Genomic DNA, 26882 nt, shown 5'->3' with positions numbered 1-26882 from the left:
TGCGGTGGCCGCACGCTGTTCGGTCGGTGGCGGGGTTCATCCCACCGCGGACTGGGACGGTGCGGCGGTCGTGGCCGGCCGGGTCTTCTTGGCCTCGCCGGGATCGCTGGGATCCTTCACGGTGGTGGACAGGAACGCCACGAGCACGTACATGATCCCGAAGGCGATCGCCACGCCGCCGCCTCCGACGAAGGGGTACAGCGCGTAGACCGTGATGGGGCCGAGGAAGGCGGCACCGCCCGCGCCGAAGTTGAGCACCGCCAGCGAGGCGCCCTTGTCCTTGTTCGAGACCATCGAGGGCATCAGCGCGGACAGCGGCACGAACCCGGCCAGCAGGATGCCGTAGACGATGCCCAGTGCGGCGGCCACGGTGAAACTCTCCGAGGCCAGCGAGGCGAAGTACCACAGCGGCGTGGCGATCGCGCAGCCCACGCAGCCGAACCAGGTCACGGTGCGCCGCCAGCCGAAGTAGTCGCCGAAGACCCCGAAGAACAGGTTGGCGGCGATGTTGGCCGCATACGCGATGGAACTGAGCGCGGCGACCTCTGCGGCCGTCAGGAACCCGCCACCGACGGCGGCCGGCCCGAAGGTGAACGGGAACATGGCGAAGAAGCCGAACTCCGGGGCGGTGTTGACGATGCGGGTCAGCCCGCCCGCGACTGTTCTGCGGTCGCGCCAGAGGATGTCCACACCCTCGAACAGGCGCTTGAGGCTGGTGGGGTTTTCGACGGTCTCGTCGGCGATGGGGCGCGTGCCGTGCGGTTCCCGGACCCCGAAGCATCCGATGGCCGCACCGATGGCGACCAGCACCAGCGACAGCACCAGGGTGGCGTGCAGGCTCATCCCCAGTGGTCCGATCGCCAGCGCGGCCACCGCCGCACCCAGTGTGGGCAGTCCGCCGGTGAACACGAACCAGAACCAGCCCGCGACCGAGCCGCGCATGCCCACCGGGCTGGCAACCTGTGCCCAGACGAGGAAGGCGTAGGCGAACAGCGGATAGGCGAAGCCCCGGATGCCGTAGACCGTCACGATCAGCGCGAAGCTCTGCGACGGAATGGCCACCCACAGGAACAGGACCTCGAACACGATCCACCAGGCCGCGCCGAGCCACATGACCCGCCGCGGTCCCCAGATCGACGACAGCGTTCCGGAGAACCAAGAGGCGATCATGACCGCCAGGCCGTAGATCGTCACGGTGGCGAAGGTGGCCTGGGAACCGGGCAGTCCGCCGCCGTCGGGGCGTGTGAGGTAGTCGGTGAGGTAGGTGATCTCCACGCCGTCGCCGATCATGAAGATCAGCACTCCGACGAACCCCCAGAACAGGGGTTTGGGGATCCCGATGCGTTCCAGCCACGTGCGGTGGTGTCCGCTCGCCCGGTCTGCGCTCGGGCCCGCGTTCGGCGTGCCGTCATCCTGTGGGGTGTCTGGTGCAGGTGGCTGCTGTGCCATGACTCCCGCCTCCGAAGTGACTGAGAAGGTGCTGGGCCACCGGCGGAGCTGCACGGGGATCTCCGGACGGGATCTCCTGTCGAGATCCTTCACCGGATCCTGTGATGCGCGGCACGCACGGTGTTACCGAAGCATCATGCACACAGTTAGATTAACGCGCAAGATGTTATTCACGATTCGAGTGGGGCGATCATGGTCGGAATGACGTCCCGCGCGGCGGCGATGAGCTCCTCGTCGGCACCGTCGTCGACCACGAGATGGTCGTAGTCCGACAGCGGCGCCATCCGGTGCAGGGCCTTGCGCGGCATCTTGCTGGAGTCCATGAGCAGGACATTGGTCTCGGCCGCGGCCAGCATGGCCCGCTTGACCTGGACGAGTTCGTGCTCCTGGTGGTAGGTCATGGTCGCGTTCATCGCCGAGGTGGATACGAACGCCATGTCCACCGACAGTGCGCCGACGGCCTCGATGCACGGCAATCCCAGGAAGGAGTCGTGCGTGGCCGAGTAGTTGCCGCCGAGGCAGATCAGGTGCACCTCGGGCAACTGCTTGAGCACCTCGATGGCGGGCAGGTAGTTCGTCGCCACGGTCAGTGGGCCGATATCGGCCAGCAGGCGTGCCACCGCCAGCGCGGAAGTGGAGTCGTCCAGCAGGATCGAGCCACCGGGCTCCACCAGTGTCAGCGCGGTCCGGGCGATGGTCTCCTTCTGCGACCGCTGCGCGCCCATCCGGTACTCCGAGCTGCCCTCGAACACCGTGGAGGGCTGGGCGGAGACGCCACCGTGGAACTTGCGCAGCAACCCGCGCCGCACCAGCTCGTCCAGGTCCCGGTGCACGGTCATCAGGCTCACGCCCACCAGTTCGGTGAGTTCGGCCGCGCTGGCCGAGCCCTGATCCAGCACGTGGTCGACGATCCGCTGCTGGCGCTGCTCCCGCGAGCGCGCCCCCTTCGATGTCCCGCTCATTCTTCACGCTTCTCGTGGTCATATTCCCGCCGCTGCTGGTATGGCGACGAGCTCGGCTCTCGTACTCCTGCGCAGCATACGGCCACGAGGTGGCTGGGTCGGGCGGTTGGGTAGGGCCGCGCCCCCGAACCCCTGGACAGTTAAACTCAATACTGTTAATTTAACTTCAACTTCGTGAAAGGACGGGGTGTCAATGACGGTCAGCAAGCCCGCGGAACCGCTCGCCAAGCCCGGAGAGGTACTGCGCGCGGTGGTATTCGACATGGACGGGGTGCTGGTGGAGAGCGAGCATCTCTGGGAGCGCATGTGGACCCGCTACGCCAAGCGCCACGGGCACGAGTGGAGTGCCGAGGACACGGCGACCGTGCAGGGGATGAGCTCTCCCGAGTGGTCGGACTACCTCCGGCGCGCGTGTGCTTCACCGGAATCGGCCGAGGAGGTCGAACGGGCCGTGGTCGACGAGATGGTCGCCGCCCTGCGGGACGGTGAGATCGAACTGCTCGACGGCGCCCGCGAGATGGTCGTCGACGTCAGTTCCGTGGTCCCGATCGCGCTGGCCTCCTCGGCGCCACGGCGGCTGATCGACGCCGTGCTGGCAGGCCACGGCCTGTCCGACCGGTTCACGGCCACCGTCTCCAGCGCCGAAGTACCCCGTGGCAAGCCGAGTCCGGACGTCTACGCCGAGGCGGCGGAGCGGCTGGGAACAGCAGGCAACGAGTGCGCGGCGGTCGAGGACTCCAGCAACGGCATCCGCGCGGCCCACGCCGCCGGGATGGCCGTGGTCGCCATCCCCAGCGTCGGTTACCCGCCGAAGCCCGACGCCATCGCCGCGGCCAGGGTCGTGGCGACCTCGCTGCAGCACGTGCGGCACACGCTGCTGTCCTGCTTCGGCGATCGAGCCACCGAAAGTGAGGGTGCGTGATGACCGGTCTCGTCGATGCCGCCTCGTTCAAGAGCGCCTGGCTGGACGGTTTCGTGACCGCCTACGGCCGCACTGTGCGCAAGGTGCCCGGAGCCTACGGCGTCGTCGGACGCCACGCGCCCCGCCCGGGCAAGGTCTCGGTGATCATCGGTGGTGGTTGCGGGCACTATCCGGCGTTCGCCGGTCTGGTGGGGCCGGGCCTTGCCGATGCCGCCGTGATCGGCGACGTGTTCACCAGCCCGAGCGCGGAGCAGGTCTACCGCACCGCCCGCGCGGCCGACGCAGGCGCCGGGGTGCTGTTCAGCTACGGCAACTACTCCGGCGACGTGATGCACTTCGGCCTGGCCGCGCGCAGGCTGGCGGCCGAGGGCATCGACAGTCGTACGGTGCTGGTCACCGACGACGTCGCCAGCGGGGCCGCCGAGAACACCGAGGTGCGCCGGGGCGTGGCGGGCGACTTCTTCGTGTTCAAGATCGCGGGCGCGGCGGCCGATCGCGGGGACGATCTCGACACCGTGGCCGCACTGGCCTCCAAGGCCAATGCCCGGACCCGCACCTACGGCGCCGCTTTCGGTGGCTGCACACTGCCGGGGCAGGCCGATCCACTGTTCACGGTGGAGCCCGGCCGGGTCGAGCTCGGACTGGGCATCCACGGTGAGCCCGGCGCGCGCACGGTGGACCGGATGAGCGCGTCGGAACTGGCCGCCGAACTCGTGGACACGTTGCTGCCGCAGCTGCCGGACGGTGCGGATCGCGTGGCGGTGCTGCTCAACGGGCTGGGGCGCACGAAGTACGAGGAGCTGTTCGCCTGCTACCCCGAGATCGAGCGCCGCCTGCGCACCGCCGGGCTGCGACCGCACCGTCCCGAAGTGGGCGAGTTCGTCACCTCGCTGGACATGGCGGGCCTGTCGCTGTCGCTGATGGTCCTCGACGACGAGCTCGCCGAACTCCACGACGCAGCTTGTGCGACACCGGGCTTTCGCACGCTGAGCCCGCAGCTCTCCGGCGAGGCCGGCATCCGTGCAACGCCGCATCGCAGCGAGGAGGTTCCGGACAGCGAGGACGCTCCGGACGAGGCCCGTCACGGCGGCGTGGTCCACGCCCTGCTGGCGGCCGCGCTCGATCGTGTGGCCGAGCAGGAGGACGAGCTCGGCCGACTCGATGCGGTGGCCGGAGACGGTGACCACGGTCAGGGCATCGTGCGTGGCCTGCGTGCCGCCGTCGACGCCGCCGACCGGGCGGGAAGCCATTCCGGCGACGCGCGTTCCGTCGGTGCTGCGCTGCTGTCGGCGGGTACCGCCCTGGCCGACGCCGCGGGAGGTGCCTCCGGTGCGCTCTACGGCGCGCTGCTCGGCGAGACCGGTGCGGGCCTGCGCCTCCGCGATGGCTCGGCGGTCGACACGGGCCTGCTCGCCGACGCCGTCCGCGGTGCCTGCGACGCCGTGGCCGAACTCGGGGGTGCGCAGCGGGGGGACAAGACGCTGCTGGATGCCCTGGAGCCGTTCCGCGACACGCTGACCGAACAGGCGCGTTCCGGAGCCGACGTTGTCCAAGCGGTGCCCGTGGCCGCGCTGGAGGCCACCAAGGCCGCCGAGGCCACGGCCGAGCTCGCCTCCGCACGCGGACGGGCCTCCCGGCTCGGTGCTCGCGACCTGGGCACACCCGACCCCGGTGCCACCTCGCTCGCCCTGATGCTCACCGCATTCGGCGAAGCACTGACCGGCGGCTCCGGTGCGACGGGGCCGTCGACGGAAACCTCGACCTCGCAGGAATCCCGACAAGGAGGACTGACATGACCGGTCTGACAGTGGCTGTCGCGGCCGACAATGCGGGCGTGCAGCTCAAGAACAGCCTTGCCGAACTGCTCGACGGGGATCACCGCGTTGCCGACGTGCTGGACTTCGGCGTGCCCGACGAAGCCGACGATCGTGCCTATCCTCGGCTGGCGTTGACCGCCGCCGAGGCGATCGCGCGCGGGGAAGTCGACCGCGGAGTGCTGATCTGCGGCACCGGAATCGGTATGTGCATTTCGGCGAACAAGGTCGACGGAGTACGCGCCACCGTCGCGCACGACTCCTACTCGGTGGAGCGCTCCATCAAGTCCAACGACTGCCAGATCCTGACCATGGGCTCCCGCGTCATCGGGCCCGAACTGGCCAAACGCCTGGTCACCGAGTGGCTGGGGTACACCTTCGACCCCGCCTCGGCCAGTGCTGCCAAGGTGGCCTACATCACCGAGTACGAGCACCAAGGGTACGAACACCAGGGGGCGTAGGGCTTCGGCCGCAACCGGCGCACCCACCGGTAACCGTCATCACCACTCGACATCTGCGGCGTCCGGCCGCTGAAGGAGGAACCTACCGTGCGTGTTCTGGCAGCCGGCGACCACTTCGTCGGCCCCGAGCTGCTCGATGCGGCCCTGCGTCGTGAACTGGATGCTCCCGAGATCACCTCGCTCGAACTGCCCTGGCCGGTCGAACCCTTCGGCCCCGTCGGTGGCGTCGAGGAGGCCAGCGGCACCGAAGAGCAACTCATCGAGGCCCTCGGTGATGCTCGTGCGTGCGTCACCCAGATGGCGCCGTTCACCGGGCGTGTCTTCGCCGCGGCCCCCGAGCTGAAACTGGTCGCGGTGGGCCGTGGCGGTCCCGTCAACGTGGATCTGACGGCCGCCACCAGAGCCGGAGTCGCAGTCACCTACGCGCCGGGGCGGAACGCCGCCGCGGCCGCCGAGTACGCGATCGGGATGATGCTCGCGGCACTGCGCCGTATCCCGGCCTCGGATATCGAGCTCAAACACGGTCGGTGGCGTGGTGACCTCTACGCCTATCCCGAGGCGGGGGTCGAGCTCGACGGCACCACCGTCGGGCTGGTCGGTTACGGTGCCATCGGTCGCATCGTGGCTCGCGTGCTGCGTGCCTTCGGGGCCACCGTGCTGGTCGCGGACCCCTACGCCGATCCCGACGAGCTGGCGCGCGAGGGGGTCGAGCTGCTCTCCTTGACGGAACTGCTTCCGCGCAGCACCGTGGTGAGCCTGCACGCCCGGCTGACTCCGGAGACCAAGCAGTTGCTCAACGCCGACACGCTCGCCCTGCTTCCGCACGGAGCCGTGCTCGTCAATACCGCGCGGGGCGGGCTGCTCGACTACGCGCCGCTGCCCGAGATGCTGCGCAGTGGCCGACTCGGCGCACTGGCCCTCGACGTCTACGACATCGAACCTCCGCCACCGGACTGGGCGCTGCACCGGGCACCCAACGTCATCACCACTCCGCACCTGGCCGGGGCGACCCGCCAGACCGCGCACCGGGCCGCCGACATCGTGGCGGCCGAGGTCGGGCGGTTCGCCCGCGGGGAACCCCTGGCACACCTGGCCAACCCATGAACCCGGAAGGGGTGAACGGAACTTTCACGCACGTGGAGAGGACGAAAGTTCCGTGCACTCCCCGATGAAAGCCCCTACTCCACCAGCATCCGAGGACCAGCCATGATCATCGCTGTCGACATCGGTACCTCGCTGACCAAGGCCGCCTCCTTCGACGAACACGGCACGATCCTGGCCGAGGCCAGTGAGCAGTCCCGTCTGGTCCACTACCCGGACGGTCGGGTGGAACAGGACCTCGACGATGTCGTGTCCACTGTGGCCACCGTGGTCCGGGACGTGAACGCGCGCACCGCGCAGCGCCCCCGTGCGGTGGCGCTGACCGGCCAGGGTGACGGGCTGTGGCTGCGCGATGCCGACGGCCGTCCCGTGCGCCCGCCCATTTCGTGGATGGACGGCCGCGCGGCGGGCATCGTCGAGCAGTGGCAGGGCACCGGGATCAGCCGCCGGGTCTACGAACGCACCGGCAACGGCCTCTTCCCCGGTGCGCAGGCGCCGCTGCTGGCGTATCTGCGGGATACCGAACCCGAATCCCTCGACAAAGCCGTGGTCGCAGGCTACTGCGTGGACTCGGTGCTGCACGTGCTCACCGGCGAGATCAGCGTGGACGCCTCCGATGCGTCGGTCCCGTTCCTCAACGCCGGTGCCCGCAGCTACGACCAGGAAGCACTCGCGGCCTGTGGCCTGACCGACCATCAGCGGCTGCTGCCCAAACCGGCCCAACCCCGCCAACTCTTCCAGCTCAACGCCGCCGGCGCCGAGCTGCTCGACCTGCCGACCGGCCTGCCGGTGACCGCGGGACCGTTCGACCTCCCCGCCTGCGCCATCGGCGGTGGGATCCAGCAGCCGGGGGACGGCCTGCTCACCGTCGGAACCACGCTGGCCTGCCAGGTGCTCACCGACGTGACCGAGACCCGCGAGCACGCCGAACCCTCGGGGATGTGGCTGTGCACCCCGGATGAGGACCGGCTGCTGCACGGCATGCCCGCCATGGTCGGCACGGCCAGCCTCGACTGGATCCTCGACCTGTTCGGGCTGACCAGCGCCGACCTCGGTGCCCTGCTGGACGAGAGCCCTCCCGGCGCGCACAACGTCTCGGCGCTGCCCTTCCTGGCGCCCGGAGGCGAGCGGGCCCCGTTCGTCGACCCTCGTGCGAGCGGTCAGCTCAGTGGCGTTCGGCTCGGTACCACGCGAAGCGACGTGGTGCGGGCGGTCTGCGAGAGCGTGGCCTACGCCGCGCGGCACTGCTTCGACGCTGCGGGGCTGGAAGGTCGGCTCGTGGCCTGCGGTGGTGGAACCCGTTCACAGCCCTGGGCGCAGGTCTTCGCCGACATTCTCGGGCGCACTCTGCACATCCCGGACGACCCGGGGATGGGTGCGCGGGGTGCGGCGATCACGGCAGCGCGGGCGTTGGGGGATTCCGTCGACATTCGGGAGTGGACCGGGGTCAATCGCCGTGTCACTCCGAACCCGCAGGTTCGCGACCACTACGACGCGGGATACCGGCGCTACCGGGACACCCTCGAGGCCTCGCGCGAGTTGTGGCGCAACACCGCAGGCGGGTGACCGGGTTCGCAAAATTGCAGTTTCGCGCGAAACTGCAAAAATCACCGACTCGTACTGCGGAGCCTTGAGGGGCCTCGGGTCCGTCTCGGAGTCACAGGCAGCGGTGATCACCGAACACGACTGCCCAACGGCGCTCGAACGGATTCATTCCGCGACGAGTAAGCACGGCCTTACACGTGCAGGGTCCCCGATCCCGAGCCCTGCAACCCCTCGCGGATGATGGGTGAGGACATGCAGCGGGGTCCGCCCCGGCCGGAGCCGAGTTCCGAGCCGGTGATGCGCAGGACCTCGATGCCGGCTTCCTCCAGGCGGGCGTTGGTCTCGACGTTGCGTTCGTAGGCCACGACCACGCCCGGGGACACGGCGAGGGTGTTGTTGCCGTCCTCCCACTGCTCCCGCTCGGCGGTGACCGGATCGAGGCCGGTGTCGATGACGCGGAGTCGGTCGATGCCCATGGCCTCGGCGGCGGTTTCCAGGAACGGCTCCGGTCCGGAAACCTTGATGCCGTCGCCGGCCGGTTGCAGCGAGTACGCCGTCAGGGTGTCCTGCACTGCCGGATACATCACCACGGTGTCGCGGTCGACCATCGTGCACACGGTGTCCAGGTGCATCGAGGCACGGGTCTGGGCGATCGGCACCGCCAGCACGGTGTGTGCGAGGTCGTCGGCGAACATCGAGCGGGCGAGCGATTCGGCACCGGCCGGGCTGGTGCGCTCGCCGACGCCGATCGCGGCGACTCCGGGAGCGAGCAGCAGCACGTCGCCGCCCTCGACCGGCGCGGAGTGGGCGCCGTAGGCGCGAGCGGAGTGCGAGAACCTCGGATGATAGGCGTAGACGAGATCGGTCAGCGTGGACTCGCGGCGGCGTGCGGGCATCGCCAGCGCCGTGACGGCCACCCGGTTGCCCACCCACACCGAGGAATCCCGGGTGAACAGCAGGTTCGGCAGCGGGTCGATGACGAAGTCGTGCGCGTGGTGCATGCGCCGCACCAGCGACTGTCCCTCGGCGGCGGGCAGCTCCTCGAAGGTCATCCCGGCGATCAGCGTCCGAGCCAGCGTACTGTCGTCCACACTGGACAAGTGGGAGCGCAGGGTGTCGGCGATCTCGGTGCCGAGTCTGCGTTCGTCCACGCCGCTGTGTGTCGCCGCCGCCCGGGCGCGCGGGTCACCGAGCGTTTCGACCAGCAGGTCGTGCAGCAGAAGCACCTCGACGCCACGGGAGCGCAGGGTGTCGGCGAACGCGTCGTGCTCGTCCTGCGCGCGGTCGACCCACGGGATCGCGTCGAACAGCAACTGGTCGCTGTTGCGCGGCGTGAGCCGCTTGAGTTCGGTGCCCGGGCGGTGCAGCAGGACGGTCTGCAGCGGGCCGACTTCACTGGCCACGTGTGGTGTGCTCACAATGCCGAAGCCTAGTCGCCCTGAGTGGAATCGACCGTATTGCGACGCTGATTTGAAAAAATATTCAGCTTATTCGGCACTGCTCGTGCCTTTCGTTGCGTCGTGGTTGTGCAATCAGGGCAGCCAGGAGGCGTGACCACGCAACAGGGCATAGCCGACGAACGCCACCACGTCGATGAGCCCGTGCCCGATGATCAGCGCCCACAACCGGTTGGTGCGCTGCCAGACCCGGCCGTAGACCAGGCCCATCGCGATGTTGCCGACGAATCCGCCGAAGCCCTGGTAGAGGTGGTAGGAACCGCGCAGCAGAGCCGAGAGCCACAACGCGCGGTTCTCCGAGGCGCCGAGTTGGCGCAGCCGGGTCAACAGGTAGCCGACAATCAGAACTTCCTCCGCCACGGAATTGGCGAAGGCCGACAGCACCAACATCGGTGCCCGCCACCAAGCTTCGTCCAGTGTGGATGGCTGCACGGTCAGGTTCAGCCCCAGTGCGTGCACCAGGAGATACAGTCCCAGCCCGGGGATCCCGATCAGGGCGGCCAGACCCGCGCCTCCGGCGATGTCCCGGAGCGGGCGACTGCGGTCGAGCCCGATGCGGGCCAGGGCGGTTCCGCCGCGCCACAGCAGGTAGGCCCCGAGTGCGCCCCAGGCGAACAGGCGTGCCGCGCCCGCGAGCTGCTGTACGAGATCCAGCAGACCGAGCCGGGCCTGCGGAACGTTGATCGCCGCGGTTTGGGCGGCCAGGGGAGTGGTGCGCAGCAGCGCGTCGATCAGCGACAGCAGGCTCTGCAGTGCCGCCAGGCCCAGGGTCACGGTGAAGACGAGAACCAGCTCGATGATCAGCGCCCGGCGTTCACCGGCGTCGGTGACCTTCGCGGGCTCGTCGGGCCGCGCGGGGATCAGCCAGGCGCGCAGGCCGGGGTGTTTCGGAGGCAGCCGCGTGTGCGAGGACGTGCTCACGGGTGCACGCTACCTCGTGAAGGTCTCACCCCTGGCGCTGCTGGGAGAGGAAGGGGCAGCCGAGGAGACGTCGCAGTTCGATGCCGAGCTGCTCGGCATCGGCGACGGCTTGCGAGAAGGCCAGCCGCACGTCGTGGTCGTCATCGGTGGATTCCACCCGGAGCCGTAGTCCGTACCGATCCAGTCCGAGCGGCCGTACGTGGCCGCCCCGCAGTCGCTCCGGCAGGTGCCGGGTGAGTGGTCCGACGACGTCGCGGTGGGACAGTTCCAGGTACCGCAGCCACTCGTCCTCCTGGAGGCAGAACGGGTCCGCGTCGGCCTCGGCGAACTCCTCGGGCAGTACCGAGCAGGTGCCCTCGGCGTCGGCGAGCACCAGCGAGGCGGGTTCCAGGCGCAGCACGGTCGCTCCGTTGCCCGCATCGAGCAGGCGCGGGTCGGGTCGTTGTTCGGCGATCGCGAGTACCTCGGCACGGGCTTTCGCCGCGTCGGGGACACGCAGCCATCCGGTCAGCCACAGCAGTCCCCGTACCGGCTCACGCAGCCGCACCGGGGTGGGATCGGCGATCTCCAGCATCGCGCCGAACTCGCCACGGGGAGACTGCCATGCGGCGCCGACAAGCGGATGCTCGTCGGCGAGCAGCACGGTCGCCGTACCATCCGGGTGGACGTGATGCAGCAGCGGTTTGACCCGTGCCGAGGTGTCGCTCGACGGCAGCAGGGCGGCACGGCCGATCCGCGTGGCGATGGTCCTGGCACGTTCGGCCGAACTCGGCGTCGCGGGGCGGCGGGTCGTCGTCTCGCCCATTGCTCACCTCCTGGTTAGGTAAGCCTAACTTGAATGGCCGGTAAGGGGAAGTCGGCACGCCGATTTCCGTCATACCAGCCGCAGGAGATGATCGGGGCCGCCATTGGAGTTACCGACTCGGCACGAGCCCGAATTACTCCCCGATGGGAGTTCGTTTTTCGGGCACCTTTGTTCACTGGCCGGTACGGCATTAGCGTGGCAGTCGTGTCAAGTGCTGTTGAACTCCGCGCGCCCGGTCCGCGCGGCATCCCGCCCCTGTTCGCCCGGCTGATCGACGATGCCTCCCTGTTCCACCCGGCCAGCGCGCCGGTTCCGGAGGCGGTCGCGAACCACCTTCGGGCGCGTGCGGGCGAGTACTCCGGGGTGCTCGGGCCGCTGATGTGCCAGGCGTCCCGGTTGGCCGAGCTGATCACCGAGTTGGCGAAGGAGAAACCGACCAAACCGGTGCCCCTGTCGCTGGTGTGCGACAACGGGCTCGGCGGGGTTCCCAAGGCGCTGTCGATCATCGAGGATCGGCAGGAACTGCTGGCTCTGGAGAAAGTCGAAATGCCCGCACCGTCCGACGTCGACGGTGTGTGGTTGGAACGGGTTTCGGAGTTCGTGCCGGAGGATGTGGTGCGCGTCGTCGAACCGCGGCGCGGTGAAGGCTGGCTGGAGGGTGTCCGGCGCGTTGCCGAACACGGCTGTTCCCCGAAGCTGCGAACCGGCGGCCAGACCTACGAATCCTTCCCCGGCGTCGACGTCGTCTCCGACTTCCTGACCGTGGCAGGCACACTCGACGTGCCGTTCAAGACCACCTCGGGCATGCCCAAGGCGGTCCGCCACACCGATCCGGAGACCGGATTTCAGCATCACGGGTTCCTCAATCTCCTGGTCGCCACCGGGCGCGCACTGTCCGGGCAGAACGTGCGCGAGGCACTGGCCAGCACCGATTCCGAGGCATTGGCCGAGGAAGCCGGTTCCCTCTCGACCGACGCAGCCAAGGCCGTGCGCAGTGTGTTCTCCGCATGCGGTGCCAGTTCCCCGGATGATCCGGTGGCCGAACTCAACGAACTGGGCCTGCTGTGAGCTGGATCGACGACCCCGAGTTCACGCCCGGCAAGCCGTTCGGGCCACAAACACTGCCCTACGGTGTCCTGGGCACTTCCTCCGGGCCGACCGTGGCGGTCCGGGTGGGCAGGCATGCGCTCCCCCTGCGCGGCATTGCCGAATCCCTCGGGCCGCGCCTGGCGGACCTGGTCGACGGTGCGTCGCTGGACCCGCTGCTGGCTGCGGGGCCCCAGGCATGGCGTGAACTGCGCGAGCGGATGACCGGCATCGTCACGGCCGATCGTGCTCCTGCCGGAGCCGAACTCCTACGCGCGGACTGGCACACGCTGCTGCTGCCGTTCACCGTGGCCGACTACGTCGACTTCTACTCGTCGCGGCACCACGCGGAGAATGTGGGACACATCCTCCGGGGTGGTGATGTCACGCCGCTGACGCCGAACTGGACGCATCTGCCGATCGCCTACCACGGTCGTTCCGGCACTGTGGTGGTCTCCGGAACCGATATCGAACGGCCCTGCGGTCAGCGTAAGACCTCCCGGGAGCCGCCTCCTGTGTTCGGGCCGACACGGCGGCTGGATTTCGAGGCCGAGGTGGGTTTCGTCTGCGGTGGCGAATCCACTTCGGCGGTGTCCACAGCGGACCTCGGTGAGCACGTCTTCGGCGCCGCGCTGGTCAACGACTGGTCGGCCCGGGATATTCAGTCGTGGGAGGCTCAGCCGCTCGGACCGTTTCTGGCCAAGTCGTTCGCCACCTCGATCGCGGGCTGGATCACCCCGTTGGAGGCCTTCGAGGAGGCGCGCGTGCCCACACCGGAGCCCGAGCACGCGTTGCAGGACTATCTCGTCGAGTCCGAGCCGTGGGGGCTGGACCTGCGGCTTCAGGTGCAGTGCAACGACACCGTCATATCCCGCCCGCCGTTCGCCGAGATGGCGTGGTCGCCCGCCCAGCAGCTCGCGCACATGACGATCAACGGTGCCACCGTGCGGCCGGGGGACCTGTTCGCCTCGGGCACGGTGTCCGGGCCGGACCCCGGGCACCGTGGGTCCCTGTTGGAGCTGACGTGGGGCGGTACGGACCCGGTCACTCTGGACGACGGCGAGCAGCGCACCTTCCTGCAGGACGGTGATCGGGTGACAGTGAGCGGGAGTGCGCCCGGACGGGGTGGGTCCGTGGTCGGACTCGGTGAGGTGACGGGCACGATCCTGACCGCGACTCGGAGGTAATCCGATGAGCGGACGTGTCCCCGAGTCCTCTCGGACGCCGTGGCCGGACCGAACGGACCGAACGGACCGCTCTTACCGAGCAGGCTATGCCGATCGGTCCGCCGGCTCCACGGACGGCGGACGGGAACCGGAACCTGCGGGAACTCCGCAGACCAAGGAAAGCTCGCTGACGTTGGATCGGGGACTCAACCTGTTGCAGGCGGTCGCCGAGGCCGACAGTGCGGCCCCCACGATCAGTGACCTGGCCACCGCCGTCGGAGTCAGCCGTGCGGCCGTGTATCGCCTGCTGGGGCCGCTGCAGACACGTGGTCTGGTTCGTCGCGAGGGCTCCAGGGTGCGTCTGGGACTGGGGGTGCTGTGGCTGGCCGGGCGGGTGCTGCCGCAGCTACGCTTCGCCTCGCTGCCCGCCCTGCGGGAGCTGGCCGAGCACATCGGCGCCACCGTGCACCTCACCGTGGCCGACGGCAACGAGGCCCAGGCCATCGCCGTCGTCGAACCGTCGTGGACGAGCTACCACGTGTCGTACCGGGTCGGAACCCGTCATCCGGTGCATCGTGGTGCGGCGGGCCGGGCGATCGACCTCACCGAGGGCGGGCAACGGTGGGTCGTCAGCACCGGTGAACTCCAGCAGGGGGCCTACGGCATCGCTGCGCCGGTGCGTGCGGTTCCGGGGCTGCGTGCCAGTGTCGGCGTCATCGCGATGGAACCGTTGTCCCCGGACGAGGTCGGCCCCCGGGTGACGGCCACGGCCGATGCCGTGGCCGATGCCCTGCGCTGAGCGCCTCTTCGTGTCCGTCGCGAGTGGTGGCCACCCGTGGGGAGTGATCGCTGCGGGAAACCTGCAAGATCGAGCGTGCGTGTGGGGTTGTGGCAATTTCGCGCGAAATTGCCACAACCCCACTTCCACCCACTTCACTGATCGAGCAGCGCCTCACCCGAACCCCTGATGTACGGGTGATACCGAAGTTCCGGACAGCAGACTTCAGCCGGTATTGCCGCTGAAGACCCTTCCCGGGGCGGGCGGTCCGGTGGTACAACGAACGCCGAGGGCGAGCCACCGCGATGGCGACGAGGACGAAAGTCCTCCCCGAGCCGGGACTTCCGGTCCGGGAAAACGGGACGACTTGCCCTGAATCAGCCTGCGGTGCACGGGCATGGTGAATCCCGTGGACGTGCTCGATATCGCCCGATGGCAGTTCGGGATCACGACGGTCTACCACTTTCTGATGGTGCCGTTGACGATCGGCCTGGCGATCCTGGTCGCCGGGATGCAGACGGCGTGGTACCGGACCGGCAACCGCCGTTACCTGAAGATGACCAAGTTCTGGGGCAAGCTCATGCTGGTCAACTTCGCCATGGGCGTGGTGACCGGCATCGTCCAGGAATTCCAGTTCGGGATGGCCTGGAGCGAGTACTCCCGGTTCGTCGGTGACGTCTTCGGTTCCATGCTGGCGATGGAAGGCATCGTGGCCTTCTTCGTCGAGTCGACCTTCCTCGGCTTGTGGATCTTCGGCTGGGACCGGTTGTCCAAGGGCGTGCACCTGGCCTGCGCATGGGCTTTCTCCCTGGCCACGGTGGCTTCGGCATACTTCATCCTGGCTGCGAACTCGTGGATGCAGCACCCCGTCGGCATCGAGATGGTCGACGGCAAGCCGCAGTTGACCTCGGTCTGGGCACTGTTCACCAACAGCACCGTGCTGGCGGCGTTCCCGCACACTCTCTTCGGCTGCTTCGCCGTGGCCGGTGCCTTCCTGGTCGGCATCGCCGCCTGGAAAATCGCCCGGCACCACCGAAAGTCCGCTGTGGACAACGAGGACCGCAAACTTTGGCACACCTCGATGCGGCTGGGTGCCTGGGTCGGCCTCGTCGCCTTCGCCGGGCTGGCGATCTCCGGTGACTTCCAGGCCAAGCTGATGTTCTCCCAGCAGCCCATGAAAATGGCATCCGCCGAGGCGCTGTGCCACACCGAGCAGCCGGCAGGGTTCTCGATCTTCGCCTACGGCGATGTCGGCCGCCCCGACTGCGAGAGCGTCAAGAGCTTCACGGTTCCCTACCTGCTGTCCTACCTCGCCAATGGCGACTTCACCAGCGAAGTCAAGGGCGTGCAGGAATTGGTGCCCGAATACCAGGAGAAGTACGGTACCCACTACCCGAACGATCCCCGGCTCGGTGAGCTCGCCGGGAAGCCGATCGATTACACACCGAACCTGCCCGTCACCTACTGGGGATTCCGGTTCATGATCGGCTTCGGTGCTGTTGCCGCTGTCGCCGCGGCCGCGGTGCTGTGGTTCACCCGCAGAGGCCGATTCCCGAAGGGGCGCTGGGTGGGGCCTGCGGCGCTGGCGAGCATCGCCACACCGTTCCTGGCCAACGTCTTCGGCTGGATCTTCACCGAGATGGGCCGCCAGCCGTTCGTCGTCGTGCCCAATCCGAATCCGTCCGGAGTGGATGGCGTGTGGATGTTCACCGCCCAGGCGGTGTCCTCGGGAGTCTCGGCGGGCGAGATGCTCACCTCGGCGATAGCGCTGACGACGGTCTACGGCGCACTGGCGGTCGTCGAGATCTTCCTGATGTCCCGCTTCGCACGAGGCGGGGTGGAAGCCGTGATGCCCCCCGAATCATCGAAGGACGACGACGAGAGCTCCGGTGACGGAAAGTCCGAGGACGTCCTGTCCTTCGCGTACTAGTCGGCAACCACCGCGCCGGGTCCGGCGGATTCTCGAGGAATTGTGATGGATCTTTCCACCTTCTGGTTCTGCCTCATCGCCCTGCTGTGGCTGGGTTACCTGTTCCTGGAGGGGTTCGACTTCGGTGTCGGCATGCTGCTGCCGATCCTCGGCCGGGAGGAGAAGCAGCGCCGCGTGCTGATCAACACGATCGGGCCGGTGTGGGACGGCAACGAGGTGTGGCTGATCGTCGCGGGCGGTTCCATGTTCGCGGCGTTCCCGGGCTGGTACGCATCGCTGCTGAGTACCGCCTATCTCCCGTTTCTGATCCTGCTGCTGATGCTGATCGGCCGGGGCGTGGCCTTCGAGTACCGGGGGAAGGTGGACAACCCACGCTGGCGAAGAGCCTGGGATAGCACGATCGTGCTCGCCTCGTGGGTCTCGCCGATGATGATCGGCCTGGTGCTCTCGGCGACCGTGTTCGGACTGCCCCTGAACGCCAACGGTGACCGCGTCGGCGGACCGCTGGTCATTCTGACGTGGCCGACGGTCGCCGGTGCACTGGCGGTGTGGGGATTCTCGTTTCTGCACGGGGCCGCGTTCCTCGCGCTCAAGACCGAGGGTGAGGTGCACGAGCGTGCCCGGCGATTCGCTCTGGGATTCGGCTTGCCCCTGTTGTCGCCGGTCGTGGTGTTGCTGTTGATCACCCAGTTCACCGAGGGCTCGGCGTGGACGTGGGTGCCGCTGGTGATCGCGGTGGCCACCGCGCTGGCCGGGCTGGCGCGTCAGTCGCTGGGGCGCGACGGCCAGGCGTTCGCGCTGCAGGGCATCGCGATCGCGGGCGTGGTCGCCACGTTGTTCGGGGCGCTGTGGCCGAACGTGCTGCCCTCCACGCTGAACCCGGCGTGGTCGCTGTCGGTGGCCGGAACCGCCGTCAGTGACTACACCCTGACGGTGGTCAGCTGGGTCGCGGCGTTCGGCCTTCCGGGAGTGCTGGCGTACCAGGGGTGGACGTACTGGGTGTTCCGCAAACGCATCGGCACCGCGCACATCCCACCGGTACACGCGCCGACGGGTGGAGGCACATGACAGGACTGATGCCGCGAACTCCGTTGGGGGCACTGCCGCACCTGTCGCCGTCCGCGCGGCGCGCGCTGTGGTCGGCGGGATTGCTTGCGGTGGCCCAGGCGCTCGCGTTGATCGTGCAGGCGTGGTCACTGGCCGATGCGCTGGCCGCCGTGGTCACGCGTGGCGCGGGACCGGCCGCGGTGTCCGAGCAGTTGTTCGTGCTCGCCGGGGCGGTCGTGGTGCGATCCGTGCTCGGGTGGGCCACCGAGAGCGTATCGGCCCGTGCTGCCGCCGGGGCGAAGGAGGAACTGCGCTCGCTGCTGCTCGGATCCGCCCTGCAGCGCGGGCCCGAGTGGATCCACGAGACCGGCCCGGCCGAACTCACGGCGCTGGCCACCAAGGGGCTCGACTCGCTGGATGCCTACTTCACGAAGTACCTGCCCGCCCTGGTCACCGCGGCGATCGTACCGCCGATGGTCGGCGCGTGGATTCTGTACTCGGACTGGACATCCGCGCTGCTCATCGTCGTCACCGTTCCGCTGATTCCGGTGTTCGCCTGGTTGGTGGGGCGCTTCACCGAGAGCCGCACCGCGTGGGCCACCGATGCCCTGCAGCGCCTGTCCGGGCACCTGCTGGAGCTCATTCGCGCGCTGCCGGTGCTCACCGCGTTCGGGCGTGCACGGGCACAGGGGGAGGCGGTGCGCCGCGTCAGCGAGCAACACCGCAAAAGCACGATCTCGACGTTGCGCATCGCGTTCCTGTCCGCGCTGGTGCTGGAGTTCTTCGCGTCGCTGTCGGTCGCGCTGGTCGCGGTCGGTATCGGGCTGCGGCTCGCTTCCGGTGATCTCGACCTGACCACCGGGCTGCTGGTGCTCGTGCTGGCCCCCGAGTGTTATCTGCCGCTGCGCGCGGCCGGTGCCGCGCACCACGCCAGCGAGGACGGGATCGAAGCGGTCCGCCGCGTGCACGAGGTGGTGCGCGGTGAACGGAACTTTCACTCCGATGGGCGGAACGCAAGTTCCGCTCGCTCCATCCCATCGAGCGGCATCCTGCGGGTGGAGAACCTTCGGGTGGCCCGGCGCGGCGGCCACGCCCCCGACGGGTTGAGTTTCACCGCGCGACCCGGTGAGATCCTGCATCTGGACGGGTTCGACGGGATCGGACCCAGTGGCAGCGGGAAGTCGACCACTTTCGCCGCGCTGCTCGGTTTCACCGTCCCGGGTTCCGGGCGTATGACCTACGGCGGCACCGACGTGGCCGAGTTCGCTCTCGCGCAGTGGCGGCAGCGAATCGCCTGGGTGCCGCAGCGCCCTGTGTTCACCGGTGGCACGGTTGCCGACGAGCTCGCCCTGGCAGTGACCGATCAGCCGGACGGCACCGCATCCACCCGGACAGCGGTGCTGACCGAGACGGCGGCAACACACCTGCTCGACCGCAGGGTCGATGAACTCTCCACCGGGGAGCGTCAGCGCGTTGCGGTGGCACGAGCACTGCTGCGTCTGCGCGGGCATGCGCGGCTGCTGCTGCTCGACGAACCGACCGCCCATCTCGACACCGCAGCAGCCGGGCAGGTCAACGCCGCGATCCGGCGCGCAGCCGAGGCGGGCGCGACCGTGGTCCTGGCCAGCCACCGGCCCGGTGAGCAGGCCGCGGAACCCGAACCGGCGACGCGGGGACCGCGCGAGCCGGAGGTCGACTTCCCGCAAGTACGGGGACGAATCCGCGATCTGATCACCCCACGCTCCCTCGGCGGCGTCCTGCTCGGTGCGCTCTCGCTGCTGTCCGGCCTCGCGCTCACCGCCACATCCGCGTGGCTGATCGCGCGTGCCTCGCAGCAGCCGCCGATCATGACGTTGACGGTCGCCGTCGTCGGCGTGCGCACTTTCGCGCTTTCGCGCGCGGTGCTGCGCTACCTCGAACGCCTGCTGACCCACGATGCCGCCTTCCGGCTCGCAAGCGACCTCCGGCGACGCCTGTGGGACGCGCTGACGCGCTGGGGTCCCGTGCGTACCGCAGGTCTGCGGCGAGGGGACGGCGTTTCCCGGCTCGTCGACGACGCGGATGCCGTCCGCGATCTCGTCCCCCGCGTGCTCGTCCCGCCGATGGTGGGGGTGGTCGTTGCGGCCTGCGCTGTTGTCCTGCAGACCGCTGTGCTGCCCGCTGCGGGCCTGTTGCTGGCGGTGTCGCTGCTCGCCGCGGGCACCGCCGGGCCCGCTCTCGCTGTCGCGGTCGAGCGCCGCGCGACGGCGGTTGTCTCCGAAGGACGTCGCATCGTCGGCACCCGTGCCCTCGGACTTCTCGATGCCTCGGCCGAGCTGCTCGCCTTCGGTGCCGGGGAGGCCCAGCGAGCTCGACTGGCCGAGACCGACGCCCATCTGGTGGCTCGCTCGCGTCGTGCGGCCGCAGGCACGGGAGCCGCCACTGCCGCCATCACCATCGCCGTCGGCATCGCCGTGCTCGGCGGAACATGGCTGGGGGCCGAGGCGGTGGCCGCAGGCCGCCTCGCGCCCGAACTCGCTCCGCTGCTCGCGCTGGTGCCACTTGCTGCTGCGGAAGCCGTTGCGGAGCTGCCTGCGGCGGCGCAGCAATGGCGTTCCCTGCGTGCGGCGCAGGCGCGGCTCGCGCCGCTGCTGGCGGCAGGGGCGGAACCGGGACGCAGCGGTGATGCGGCCGATGGTGATGCAGCCGATGATGCGCTCGGGGACGGCTCGGGTGAGGATGTCTCAACCCGTGGCGTGGCACTCGCCGCCGTGGACGTGCGCTGGCCCGGCTCGGCACAGCCCACCTTGCGTGACGTGTCGCTGCACGTGCCCGAGGGTGCGCATGTGGCGGTCGTCGGTCCGTCCGGCGGTGGCAAGTCGACGCTGCTCGCACTGCTGCTGGGATTCCTGAGCCCGGAGCGCGGTGAGGTCCGGGCGCCCCGCCGGGCTGCCTGGTGCCCGCAGGATCCGCAGCTGGTGGCCACGACGATCCGGGAGAACCTGCGCCTGGTCGATCCCGAAGCCACGGATACGCGGCTCGCCGAGGTCCTGCGTCTGGCCGGCTTGCCGGAGTGGGATACCCGGCTGGACACCCGGATCGGTACGGGGGGTACGGCGCTGTCGGGGGGTGAGGCACAGCGAGTGGCGTTGGCGCGGGCGCTGCTCGCCGACGACGCCGGACTCGTGCTGCTCGACGAGCCGACCGCACATCTGGACGTGGCGACTTCCGAAGCGCTGCTGGCCCGGCTGCACCGCGAATTCCACGGCCGGACGGTGGTGCACGTGACCCACCGCCGATCGGAGACCGAACACGCCGATCTCGTGCTGCATGTCGAGGACGGCGAGGTCAGCCCCACCCGCCCAGAGGAGATTTTTGCAGTTTCGCGCGAAACCACAAAAATATGATTTCGCGCGAAACTGCACATTGCGTCACTCGTGGGGAGCTCGGTGATCACCAGCTGTGATATTCACCGTCCTCTCCGGCGCACATCCGGCTCACTCGCTCGTGGAGTTCTAACCTCGTGTATGTCATGGATTCCGCACTCGCTCGGCGCATGCTCGCAGCATCGACCGAGATCACCAAGGCGGCCCTCTCAGGTGAGGACCCCGACGCCGTTCTCCCGTTGATCGTGCGGCGCGCCGCCGCACTCGCCGAAGCCGATCTCGGGCTGATCATGGTCCGCGACGATGAGGACCGTCTCACCGTGGAGGCCGCCTACGGTGGGCCTGCCTCATCGGGCCCGCTCGACGACCCCGTCGGTTCGGTACTTTCACCACGCTCGGCCGCCGCGCGTGTCGCCCGTGGCGGCGTGCCCGTGGTCGTCGACGATCTCATCGACGATCCGCTGACCGCTCCGTACGTGCCCTCGGCACTGCGGGTCTACGGCCCGTTCGCCGTGGCCCCCTTCGGCACCCGCGAACGGCGGCTCGGTGCGCTGGCCGTCTACCGGCGACGCGGCGCGAACTCGTTCAATCGTGTGGCGGTGGACGTGCTCACCTCGTTCGCCGCACAGGCGGGGCTGGCCCTGGTATTGGCCGAAGGTTCGACGGCACGTCAGCGTATCGCCGTCTACCAGGAGCGCGAGCGTATCGCCCGCGACCTGCACGACGTTATCGTGCAGCGCCTGTACGGAGCGGGTATTCAGCTCGACGTGCTGAACCGTCGCCTGTCCGGGCGGTTGGACGAAGCCGACTCGACCCGTCTCACCGAGACGATGGATCAGATCGACCAGACGATCGCCGAAGTACGCGCGACCGTGCGCGCATTGCGATCATCCGATCCGGAAACTCCCGAGCAAGCACCGGATCTGGCCGATTCGATGCGTTCCGAGGTGCATACCGCCGGAGAACTGCTGGGGCGCCCGCCGAAACTGGAGATCCAGGGTGATCTCACCGGAGTGCCCGTCGCGGTGGCCGACCACGCGCGGGCCGCACTGCGCGAGGCCCTGTCCAATGTGGTGCGCCACTCGGGCGCGCAGACGGTGCTGGTGCGGGTCCGCCGCTCGGAGTCCGGCCTGTCGCTGCAGGTCATCGATGACGGTTGCGGGATTCCCAGAGACGTGAGCAAGCGCGGTCTGCGCAATATGGAGGAGCGGGCGGTTGCCGCGGGCGGACGGTGCACGATCCACTCGTCCCCGGACAGCGGCAGTACGGTGACCTGGGAGGTACCACTGTCCGCCGACGAGTCCTGAGTGCGGCCCGGTGGATCGGGTGTGTCATGCCCGGGGAGGGGATGAGGTCGTGCGGAAGCGTCAACCCTGACGCCGCGCCACCCAGGCGGCTGCCTGCGTCCGGCGCTCCATACCGAGCTTGGCCAGTACCGCGGTGACATAGTTCTTCACGGTCTTCTCGGCGAGGAACAATCGCTCGGCGATCTGCCTGTTGCTCAGGCCCTCGCCGATCAGGGCCAGTACACGACGTTCCTGCTCGGTGAGCTCCGCCAGTTCGTCCGGGGCTTGGTCGGCCGACTCGCGCAGCCGGTCCAGTACGCGTCGGGTGGTTACCGGGTCGAGCAACGAACGGCCCGCTGCCACCTCGCGTACCGCGTTGACGAGATCCTGCCCTCGCACCTGCTTGAGCAGGTAGCCGGACGCCCCGGCGTTGATGGCACCGATCAGCGCCTGCTCGTCGTCGAATGCCGTGAGTACGAGGCAGTGCGGTGCCGAGGGCAACTCGCGCAGCTGCCTGCACAACTCGAGCCCGTCCCCGTCGGGCAGGCGCATGTCCACCACGGCGACGTTCGGCTCGGTGGCTCGGGAGCGCACGAGTGCCTCGTCGACACCACCTGCCTCGGCGACGACGCGCACGTCCTCTTCGGTGTCCAGCAGATCCCGCAGGCCACGACGGACGACCTCGTGATCGTCGACGAGCAGCACACGTACCGGCACACGCACCACACTACGGGCCACAGCGTGCCGCGGGATCGGCGAGGGGCCGGTGGGGCACGGCGGTCAGTCGGTCTTCGCCCACCCCTTCTTCGCGGCCTTCGCGCCCTTCGCACCCTGCTTCATGCCCTTCTTCTGCGCCTTCTTCTGGGCCTTCTGGGCTTGCTTGCTCGAGAACTGGCTCGCGATCTGAGCCTGGTCGGTGAGCCGCTGGGCCCCGTGGCGGGTGCGGTAACCCACGGAGGGCTTGCCCGCCGTGTCCACCGCAGTGATCAGCAGTCCGCCCAGCAGACTGAGATTCTTGAAGAACTGGACCTGCTGGGTGGCACGCTGCTCGGCATCCTCGTACTCCCAGTAGGCGTGCTGGGAGAGCGTGGTCGCGGTCAGGCTGCCGGTGAGCAGTGTGGCCGACAGGCGAGGGAACTTGCCGAGAGCCAGCATCGCGCCGGCGCCGATCTTCACCGCTCCGTCGATCGTGATGAGGGTTTCCGGATCCGTCGGGACCTGTTCGGGAACCGAGTCCCGCACCTGCCCCACGGTCTTGTTCAGCCACGGCTCGGCTGCCTTCGCGTGACCTTTCACGTCGCGCAGTGCTCCGATGCCGCCGTAGATGAAAATCGAAGAGAGAAGCGGGCGGGCCAAACGGCGAACGAGCATCAGTGGACCTCCTCGGGAACGGCGAATGTGGTCAACATTACTCAATGCGTCCCCAACATGCTCGCTCACGAAACGAGCCACTGAAGAGCCCCGGCGGGTCGGGCGCGGGGCATCGGGGTCACCGAGGTGTCTCGCCACCTCGGTGACCCTGAGCAGTACAGCCTGCGATCAGTGGCGATCCGGGAGGAGGTCCGACCCCAGCCCCAGGTTCAGGTCCTGGTCCCGGTCGCTTCCGAGGCCGATACGGAAGTTCTGATCACCGCAGGCGGCGGGAGCCGTGGCCTCCAGCGGCAGCGACGGAGCGAGCGAGCTCTTCGCTTCGCCGTCATAGGCACTGCTGTCATTCGGGTCGATGCCGTGCAGCACCACCACCGCATTGCCTTCTCGGAGGTGCCCGCGACCGCGGTGCCCGCCCCGGTCAGCGCGAGACCGGCGGCGGCGGTTAACGCCAGTCCTGCTCGGAGTCCATTCCTGCGCATGATCGAAAAAATCTCCCTGCTCGGGTGACAGCGCGACGAGTGAACCAGGTGGTCCAGGGGAGCACCCGTCGGCTGGCGCGATCGGTATCACGCACTGGCTATTCGTGGCCGGTGGCTGATCCGATTGAGGAGGATCGGGGAGGAATTGCCGCTTTCGTGTCTGCCGGAGCGGCGGGATTGTCGAGCATGGCCACCCGAGCCGGGTGGACTGCAGTATCAGGAGTGCCGGGCGTGGGCGAAAACCTCGTCCCACGCCGCCGCCACCTGCCGGGCGCACAACTGCGGCGAGGCACCACCGGTGCCGGTGCCCAGACCGGGCATGGCGATGGAGCGCACGACTCGCCGCACGGGAGTGCCGTTGTCCAGGACGGCACCGGCCCACAGGCGCAGCGTGGCGCGCGCGGCCAGGTACGGGTGCACGGTGTCGTCGGGAAGCTGCTCACCGGGTTCCCGCATCGTCGGCGCGCTGATCAGCCACCTCGGCCTCGATGCCCCGGTCGGCACCAGCAGTGCTTCCCCCACGGGGAGTTCCCCACCGTGGTAGGCGAGCACGGCACTGCGTACCTGCTGTTCGAGATCGGGGAAGACCCGTGCATAGACCGCGTCGATACCGCCCCGCATCCATCCGTACGAGTTGGCGGGGCTGACCGCCGCATCAGCCTGCACGTCCAGCACCGAACCCCGGTATGTGGTGACGCCGTCACGGCCGGTGGCGATATCGTGCCAAGCCGCCGCCAGCGGTTCTTCCAGCGCACACAGGATCAGCCGCAGGTGCGGCTGCGCTTCGTCGCCGGAGCGCTCCGAATCCGCAGTCACGCCCACCAGCATCGCAGGAAAACACCTTCGTGTGTCATCGGGTAGGTCACACTTGTCGGGCATGATATTCACCACCACCGGTGGCATGCCGCCTGTGCGGGTCCCCGTAGGGTGGGCATGTGCCGCGAATAGCCTTTTTGGGTCCTCCGGGCACGTTCACCGAACAGGCGACGCGTGCCCTGACCGCCGACTTCGATGCCGAGCTCGTTCCGTCCGACACGGTGCCGCTCGCGCTCGAGGCCGTGCGGTCGGAGGATGTCCTTGCCGCCGGTGTGCCGATGGAGAACTCGGTCGAGGGCGCGGTGTCGGCCACGCTGGACGGGCTGGTGGCAGGGGAACCGTTGACCGCGGTCGCGGAGACGGTGCTGCCGATCCGGTTCCACGTGCTCGTCCGCCCGGGAACCTCCTCCGAGCAGGTCGGCTCGGTGATCAGTCATCCGCATGCGCTCGCCCAGGTGCGATCCTGGCTCGGCCGGTACCTGCCACGGGCAGAGGTGCTGACTGCTTCCTCGACCGCGGCCGCAGCGTCCGCGGTGCAGGCCGGGAACGCCGATGCGGCCGTCGCCGCTCCGGTGGCCGTCGATCATTACCCGGACCTGGAAGCCCTGGCCACCGATATCGCCGATGTCGGCGATGCGCAGACCCGATTCCTGCTCGTTCGTCGCCCCGGCGTCCTGCCGCAACCCACCGGTGCGGACCGCACGTCGATCGCCGTCGTCGCCCACGACGAGGTGGGTGCGCTGGCGGAGGTGTTGTCGGAACTGTCGCTGCGCGGGATCAATCTCAGTCGTATCGAATCCCGCCCGACCAAGGACAGGCTCGGTGAGTACCGGTTCTTCTTCGACTTCGACGGGCATGTCGCCGACGCCCGGATCGGAGATGCGCTGACCGGGCTCCGTCGCCGGTGCGGGGAAGTACGGTTCCTCGGTTCTTATCCGAAGTCGGATCGATCACCCCCCAGCGTGCGACCGATGGCGTCCGAGCAGGCTTTTCAGATGTCGACGGAGTGGCTTGCCGAGGTGCGTGCGGGGCGGCTCGCATGACGGCGGACGGACTCGGTCTCGCCGCCGCGGGCGAGAACGTACGGCTGGTGCTGGTCCGGCACGGGCAGACACCGTCGAACGTGCGGGGCGCGATGGACACGGTGCCACCCGGGCCGGGGCTGACGAAGGCGGGTGGAAACCAGGCCGAAGAGCTCGCCGAGCGCCTGTCCGAGGAGAAGGTGCTGGCGATTCATGCCAGCCGTGCGCTGCGGGCGCAGGAGACCGCCGAGCCGCTGGCGATACGACACGGAATGCCCGTCGAGGTGGTCGAGGGCATCCACGAGATCTACGTCGGCGAGCTGGAAGGCAGTGCCGAGGTCGCGGCGCGCAGGCAGTTCGAGGACGTGTACGCGAGCTGGCACGCGGGCAAGATCGACGAGCCGATGCCCGGCGGCGAGACGGGGCGCCAGGCCATGACCCGATTTCTCGACGCCGCGGGTGAACTCCTGTCGGGAATCACCGCGGGGACGATCGTGGTGGTCAGCCACGGAGCGATTCTGCGGCTGGTGGCCGGGCACCTTGCTCCCGAGGTCGACAGCATGCGCGCCAATTCCTCCTACATGCCCAATACCGGGATCATCGCCCTGGAGCCCGCCGATACCGCGACCGGTTGGCACCACGTTCACTGGGATGGGCTCGAGGGCGACTGATCCTTCAGGGCCGACCTCCCTCAGGCCCGGCCTCCTTCAGGCCCAGCCGAGTTCGTGCAGCTTCCGGTCGTCGATGCCGAAGTGGTGTGCGATCTCGTGCACCACGGTCACGGCGACCTCGTCGATCACGTCCTCCTCGCTGTCGCAGACATCCAGGAGTGCCTCGCGATAGATCGTGATCCGATCCGGCAGTACCCCGCCGTAGGTGCTGTCCCGTTCCGGCAGTGCTATCCCCTCGTACAGGCCGAGCAGTGCGGCCTCCTCGGGATTGCGGTCCTCGACCAGCACGACGACATTGTTCATCGCCCTGGCGAGCTCCTCGGGAATCAGGTCCAGGGCGTCGGTGACGAGCTCCTCGAAGCGGGTCCTGGTCATCTCCACCGGCACGGTGTGCTCCTTCTTCCCGACACGGGTGCCGACCCGGCCGG

At 68.8% G+C, this 26882-nt stretch carries 24 protein-coding genes; 14 read left to right on the top strand and 10 right to left on the bottom strand.

The annotated features are described in order from the left end of the window. Nucleotides 1–36: 36 nt before the first annotated feature. Nucleotides 37–1449, bottom strand: coding sequence for an MFS transporter (locus tag JOF55_RS10430; protein WP_310272992.1), 1413 nt, complete (start codon nucleotides 1447–1449; stop codon nucleotides 37–39). Between the two features lie 170 nt (nucleotides 1450–1619). Beyond that, nucleotides 1620–2411, bottom strand: coding sequence for a DeoR/GlpR family DNA-binding transcription regulator (locus JOF55_RS10425; protein ID WP_310272990.1), 792 nt, complete (start codon nucleotides 2409–2411; stop codon nucleotides 1620–1622). A 193-nt stretch (nucleotides 2412–2604) separates the two neighbouring features. Here JOF55_RS10425 and JOF55_RS10420 point away from each other — a divergent pair, with 193 nt between their 5' ends. From JOF55_RS10420 to JOF55_RS10400, 5 genes are all read left to right on the top strand, one after another. Then, a complete protein-coding gene (locus JOF55_RS10420) occupies nucleotides 2605–3333 on the top strand; it encodes an HAD family hydrolase (RefSeq protein ID WP_310272988.1) in 729 nt (242 codons plus the stop codon). Further along, nucleotides 3333–5129, top strand: coding sequence for a dihydroxyacetone kinase family protein (locus tag JOF55_RS10415; protein WP_310272987.1), 1797 nt, complete (start codon nucleotides 3333–3335; stop codon nucleotides 5127–5129). The genes JOF55_RS10420 and JOF55_RS10415 overlap by 1 nt, the downstream gene beginning before the upstream one ends. A gap of 5 nt (nucleotides 5130–5134) precedes the next feature. Then, nucleotides 5135–5608: a ribose-5-phosphate isomerase gene (locus JOF55_RS10410; RefSeq protein WP_374727444.1), complete on the top strand. Its 474-nt coding sequence runs from the start codon at nucleotides 5135–5137 to the stop codon at nucleotides 5606–5608. A gap of 87 nt (nucleotides 5609–5695) precedes the next feature. Further along, nucleotides 5696–6712, top strand: coding sequence for a 2-hydroxyacid dehydrogenase (locus tag JOF55_RS10405; protein WP_310272984.1), 1017 nt, complete (start codon nucleotides 5696–5698; stop codon nucleotides 6710–6712). Between the two features lie 102 nt (nucleotides 6713–6814). After that, nucleotides 6815–8275 carry an FGGY family carbohydrate kinase gene (locus JOF55_RS10400; protein WP_310272982.1) on the top strand — a complete coding sequence of 487 codons (1461 nt, stop codon included), beginning with the start codon at nucleotides 6815–6817 and terminating at the stop codon, nucleotides 8273–8275. Between the two features lie 170 nt (nucleotides 8276–8445). Here the strand turns inward: JOF55_RS10400 and arcA are convergent, their stop codons facing one another. From arcA to JOF55_RS10385, 3 genes are all read right to left on the bottom strand, one after another. Then, on the bottom strand, nucleotides 8446–9657 hold the full coding sequence (gene arcA, locus JOF55_RS10395) for an arginine deiminase (protein WP_374727443.1): 1212 nt from the start codon (nucleotides 9655–9657) through the stop codon (nucleotides 8446–8448). A gap of 129 nt (nucleotides 9658–9786) precedes the next feature. Further along, nucleotides 9787–10632 carry a CPBP family intramembrane glutamic endopeptidase gene (locus JOF55_RS10390; RefSeq protein ID WP_310272978.1) on the bottom strand — a complete coding sequence of 282 codons (846 nt, stop codon included), beginning with the start codon at nucleotides 10630–10632 and terminating at the stop codon, nucleotides 9787–9789. Nucleotides 10633–10657: 25 nt separating this feature from the next. Further along, nucleotides 10658–11437, bottom strand: coding sequence for a DUF2470 domain-containing protein (locus JOF55_RS10385; RefSeq protein WP_310272977.1), 780 nt, complete (start codon nucleotides 11435–11437; stop codon nucleotides 10658–10660). Nucleotides 11438–11641: 204 nt separating this feature from the next. Between JOF55_RS10385 and JOF55_RS10380 the strand changes: the two genes are divergently transcribed. From JOF55_RS10380 to JOF55_RS10350, 7 genes are all read left to right on the top strand, one after another. Then, nucleotides 11642–12505 (top strand): hypothetical protein, encoded by an 864-nt coding sequence (locus JOF55_RS10380; protein ID WP_310272975.1) that lies wholly within the window; start codon nucleotides 11642–11644, stop codon nucleotides 12503–12505. Next, entirely contained in the window at nucleotides 12502–13710 is a 1209-nt protein-coding gene (locus JOF55_RS10375; RefSeq protein WP_310272973.1) for a fumarylacetoacetate hydrolase family protein, read from the top strand. The genes JOF55_RS10380 and JOF55_RS10375 overlap by 4 nt, the downstream gene beginning before the upstream one ends. Before the next feature lie 4 nt (nucleotides 13711–13714). Beyond that, nucleotides 13715–14488 carry an IclR family transcriptional regulator gene (locus JOF55_RS10370; RefSeq protein WP_310272971.1) on the top strand — a complete coding sequence of 258 codons (774 nt, stop codon included), beginning with the start codon at nucleotides 13715–13717 and terminating at the stop codon, nucleotides 14486–14488. A 388-nt stretch (nucleotides 14489–14876) separates the two neighbouring features. Beyond that, nucleotides 14877–16397 carry a cytochrome ubiquinol oxidase subunit I gene (locus JOF55_RS10365; protein ID WP_374727442.1) on the top strand — a complete coding sequence of 507 codons (1521 nt, stop codon included), beginning with the start codon at nucleotides 14877–14879 and terminating at the stop codon, nucleotides 16395–16397. 45 nt (nucleotides 16398–16442) lie between these two features. Further along, entirely contained in the window at nucleotides 16443–17465 is a 1023-nt protein-coding gene (gene cydB / locus JOF55_RS10360; protein WP_310272968.1) for a cytochrome d ubiquinol oxidase subunit II, read from the top strand. Beyond that, nucleotides 17462–20830, top strand: coding sequence for a thiol reductant ABC exporter subunit CydD (gene cydD, locus JOF55_RS10355; RefSeq protein ID WP_310272966.1), 3369 nt, complete (start codon nucleotides 17462–17464; stop codon nucleotides 20828–20830). Before cydB ends, cydD begins: the two co-directional genes overlap by 4 nt. A gap of 125 nt (nucleotides 20831–20955) precedes the next feature. Beyond that, on the top strand, nucleotides 20956–22116 hold the full coding sequence (locus JOF55_RS10350; RefSeq protein ID WP_310272965.1) for a GAF domain-containing sensor histidine kinase: 1161 nt from the start codon (nucleotides 20956–20958) through the stop codon (nucleotides 22114–22116). A gap of 60 nt (nucleotides 22117–22176) precedes the next feature. Here the strand turns inward: JOF55_RS10350 and JOF55_RS10345 are convergent, their stop codons facing one another. The 4 genes from JOF55_RS10345 to JOF55_RS10330 form a co-directional block, all read right to left on the bottom strand. Further along, a complete protein-coding gene (locus tag JOF55_RS10345) occupies nucleotides 22177–22812 on the bottom strand; it encodes a response regulator (protein WP_310272963.1) in 636 nt (211 codons plus the stop codon). Between the two features lie 63 nt (nucleotides 22813–22875). After that, on the bottom strand, nucleotides 22876–23466 hold the full coding sequence (locus JOF55_RS10340) for a DoxX family protein (RefSeq protein WP_310272961.1): 591 nt from the start codon (nucleotides 23464–23466) through the stop codon (nucleotides 22876–22878). A 168-nt stretch (nucleotides 23467–23634) separates the two neighbouring features. After that, nucleotides 23635–23838, bottom strand: coding sequence for a hypothetical protein (locus JOF55_RS10335; protein WP_310272959.1), 204 nt, complete (start codon nucleotides 23836–23838; stop codon nucleotides 23635–23637). 323 nt (nucleotides 23839–24161) lie between these two features. Next, entirely contained in the window at nucleotides 24162–24773 is a 612-nt protein-coding gene (locus JOF55_RS10330; protein WP_374727264.1) for a macro domain-containing protein, read from the bottom strand. A 107-nt stretch (nucleotides 24774–24880) separates the two neighbouring features. On the opposite strand from JOF55_RS10330, the gene pheA reads away from it, so the two are divergent. After that, a complete protein-coding gene (gene pheA, locus JOF55_RS10325) occupies nucleotides 24881–25804 on the top strand; it encodes a prephenate dehydratase (protein ID WP_310272955.1) in 924 nt (307 codons plus the stop codon). Next, nucleotides 25801–26454 carry a histidine phosphatase family protein gene (locus tag JOF55_RS10320; RefSeq protein ID WP_310272953.1) on the top strand — a complete coding sequence of 218 codons (654 nt, stop codon included), beginning with the start codon at nucleotides 25801–25803 and terminating at the stop codon, nucleotides 26452–26454. Before pheA ends, JOF55_RS10320 begins: the two co-directional genes overlap by 4 nt. Before the next feature lie 36 nt (nucleotides 26455–26490). Here JOF55_RS10320 and JOF55_RS10315 read toward each other — a convergent pair whose 3' ends face one another. Then, on the bottom strand, nucleotides 26491–26841 hold the full coding sequence (locus tag JOF55_RS10315; protein ID WP_310272951.1) for a metallopeptidase family protein: 351 nt from the start codon (nucleotides 26839–26841) through the stop codon (nucleotides 26491–26493). Between the last annotated feature and the right edge of the window lie 41 nt (nucleotides 26842–26882).

The sequence above is a fragment of the Haloactinomyces albus genome (assembly GCF_031458135.1).
GTDB lineage: Bacteria > Actinomycetota > Actinomycetes > Mycobacteriales > Pseudonocardiaceae > Haloactinomyces > Haloactinomyces albus.
The sequence above is the reverse complement of the archived record's forward strand: the minus strand, read 5'-3'. Positions and strand labels throughout refer to the sequence as shown.

What these genes read in the sequence shown, in the direction of transcription:
- cydB (WP_310272968.1), top strand. Translation starts at nt 16,443, where the DNA reads ATGGATCTTTCCACCTTCTGGTTCTGCCTCATCGCCCTGCTGTGGCTG.
- JOF55_RS10340 (WP_310272961.1), bottom strand. Translation starts at nt 23,466, where the DNA reads ATGCTCGTTCGCCGTTTGGCCCGCCCGCTTCTCTCTTCGATTTTCATC.
- JOF55_RS10400 (WP_310272982.1), top strand. Translation starts at nt 6,815, where the DNA reads ATGATCATCGCTGTCGACATCGGTACCTCGCTGACCAAGGCCGCCTCC.
- JOF55_RS10420 (WP_310272988.1), top strand. Translation starts at nt 2,605, where the DNA reads ATGACGGTCAGCAAGCCCGCGGAACCGCTCGCCAAGCCCGGAGAGGTA.
- JOF55_RS10330 (WP_374727264.1), bottom strand. Translation starts at nt 24,773, where the DNA reads ATGCTGGTGGGCGTGACTGCGGATTCGGAGCGCTCCGGCGACGAAGCG.
- JOF55_RS10370 (WP_310272971.1), top strand. Translation starts at nt 13,715, where the DNA reads ATGAGCGGACGTGTCCCCGAGTCCTCTCGGACGCCGTGGCCGGACCGA.
- cydD (WP_310272966.1), top strand. Translation starts at nt 17,462, where the DNA reads ATGACAGGACTGATGCCGCGAACTCCGTTGGGGGCACTGCCGCACCTG.
- JOF55_RS10320 (WP_310272953.1), top strand. Translation starts at nt 25,801, where the DNA reads ATGACGGCGGACGGACTCGGTCTCGCCGCCGCGGGCGAGAACGTACGG.
- JOF55_RS10350 (WP_310272965.1), top strand. Translation starts at nt 20,956, where the DNA reads ATGGATTCCGCACTCGCTCGGCGCATGCTCGCAGCATCGACCGAGATC.
- JOF55_RS10385 (WP_310272977.1), bottom strand. Translation starts at nt 11,437, where the DNA reads ATGGGCGAGACGACGACCCGCCGCCCCGCGACGCCGAGTTCGGCCGAA.
- JOF55_RS10425 (WP_310272990.1), bottom strand. Translation starts at nt 2,411, where the DNA reads ATGAGCGGGACATCGAAGGGGGCGCGCTCGCGGGAGCAGCGCCAGCAG.
- JOF55_RS10415 (WP_310272987.1), top strand. Translation starts at nt 3,333, where the DNA reads ATGACCGGTCTCGTCGATGCCGCCTCGTTCAAGAGCGCCTGGCTGGAC.
- JOF55_RS10430 (WP_310272992.1), bottom strand. Translation starts at nt 1,449, where the DNA reads ATGGCACAGCAGCCACCTGCACCAGACACCCCACAGGATGACGGCACG.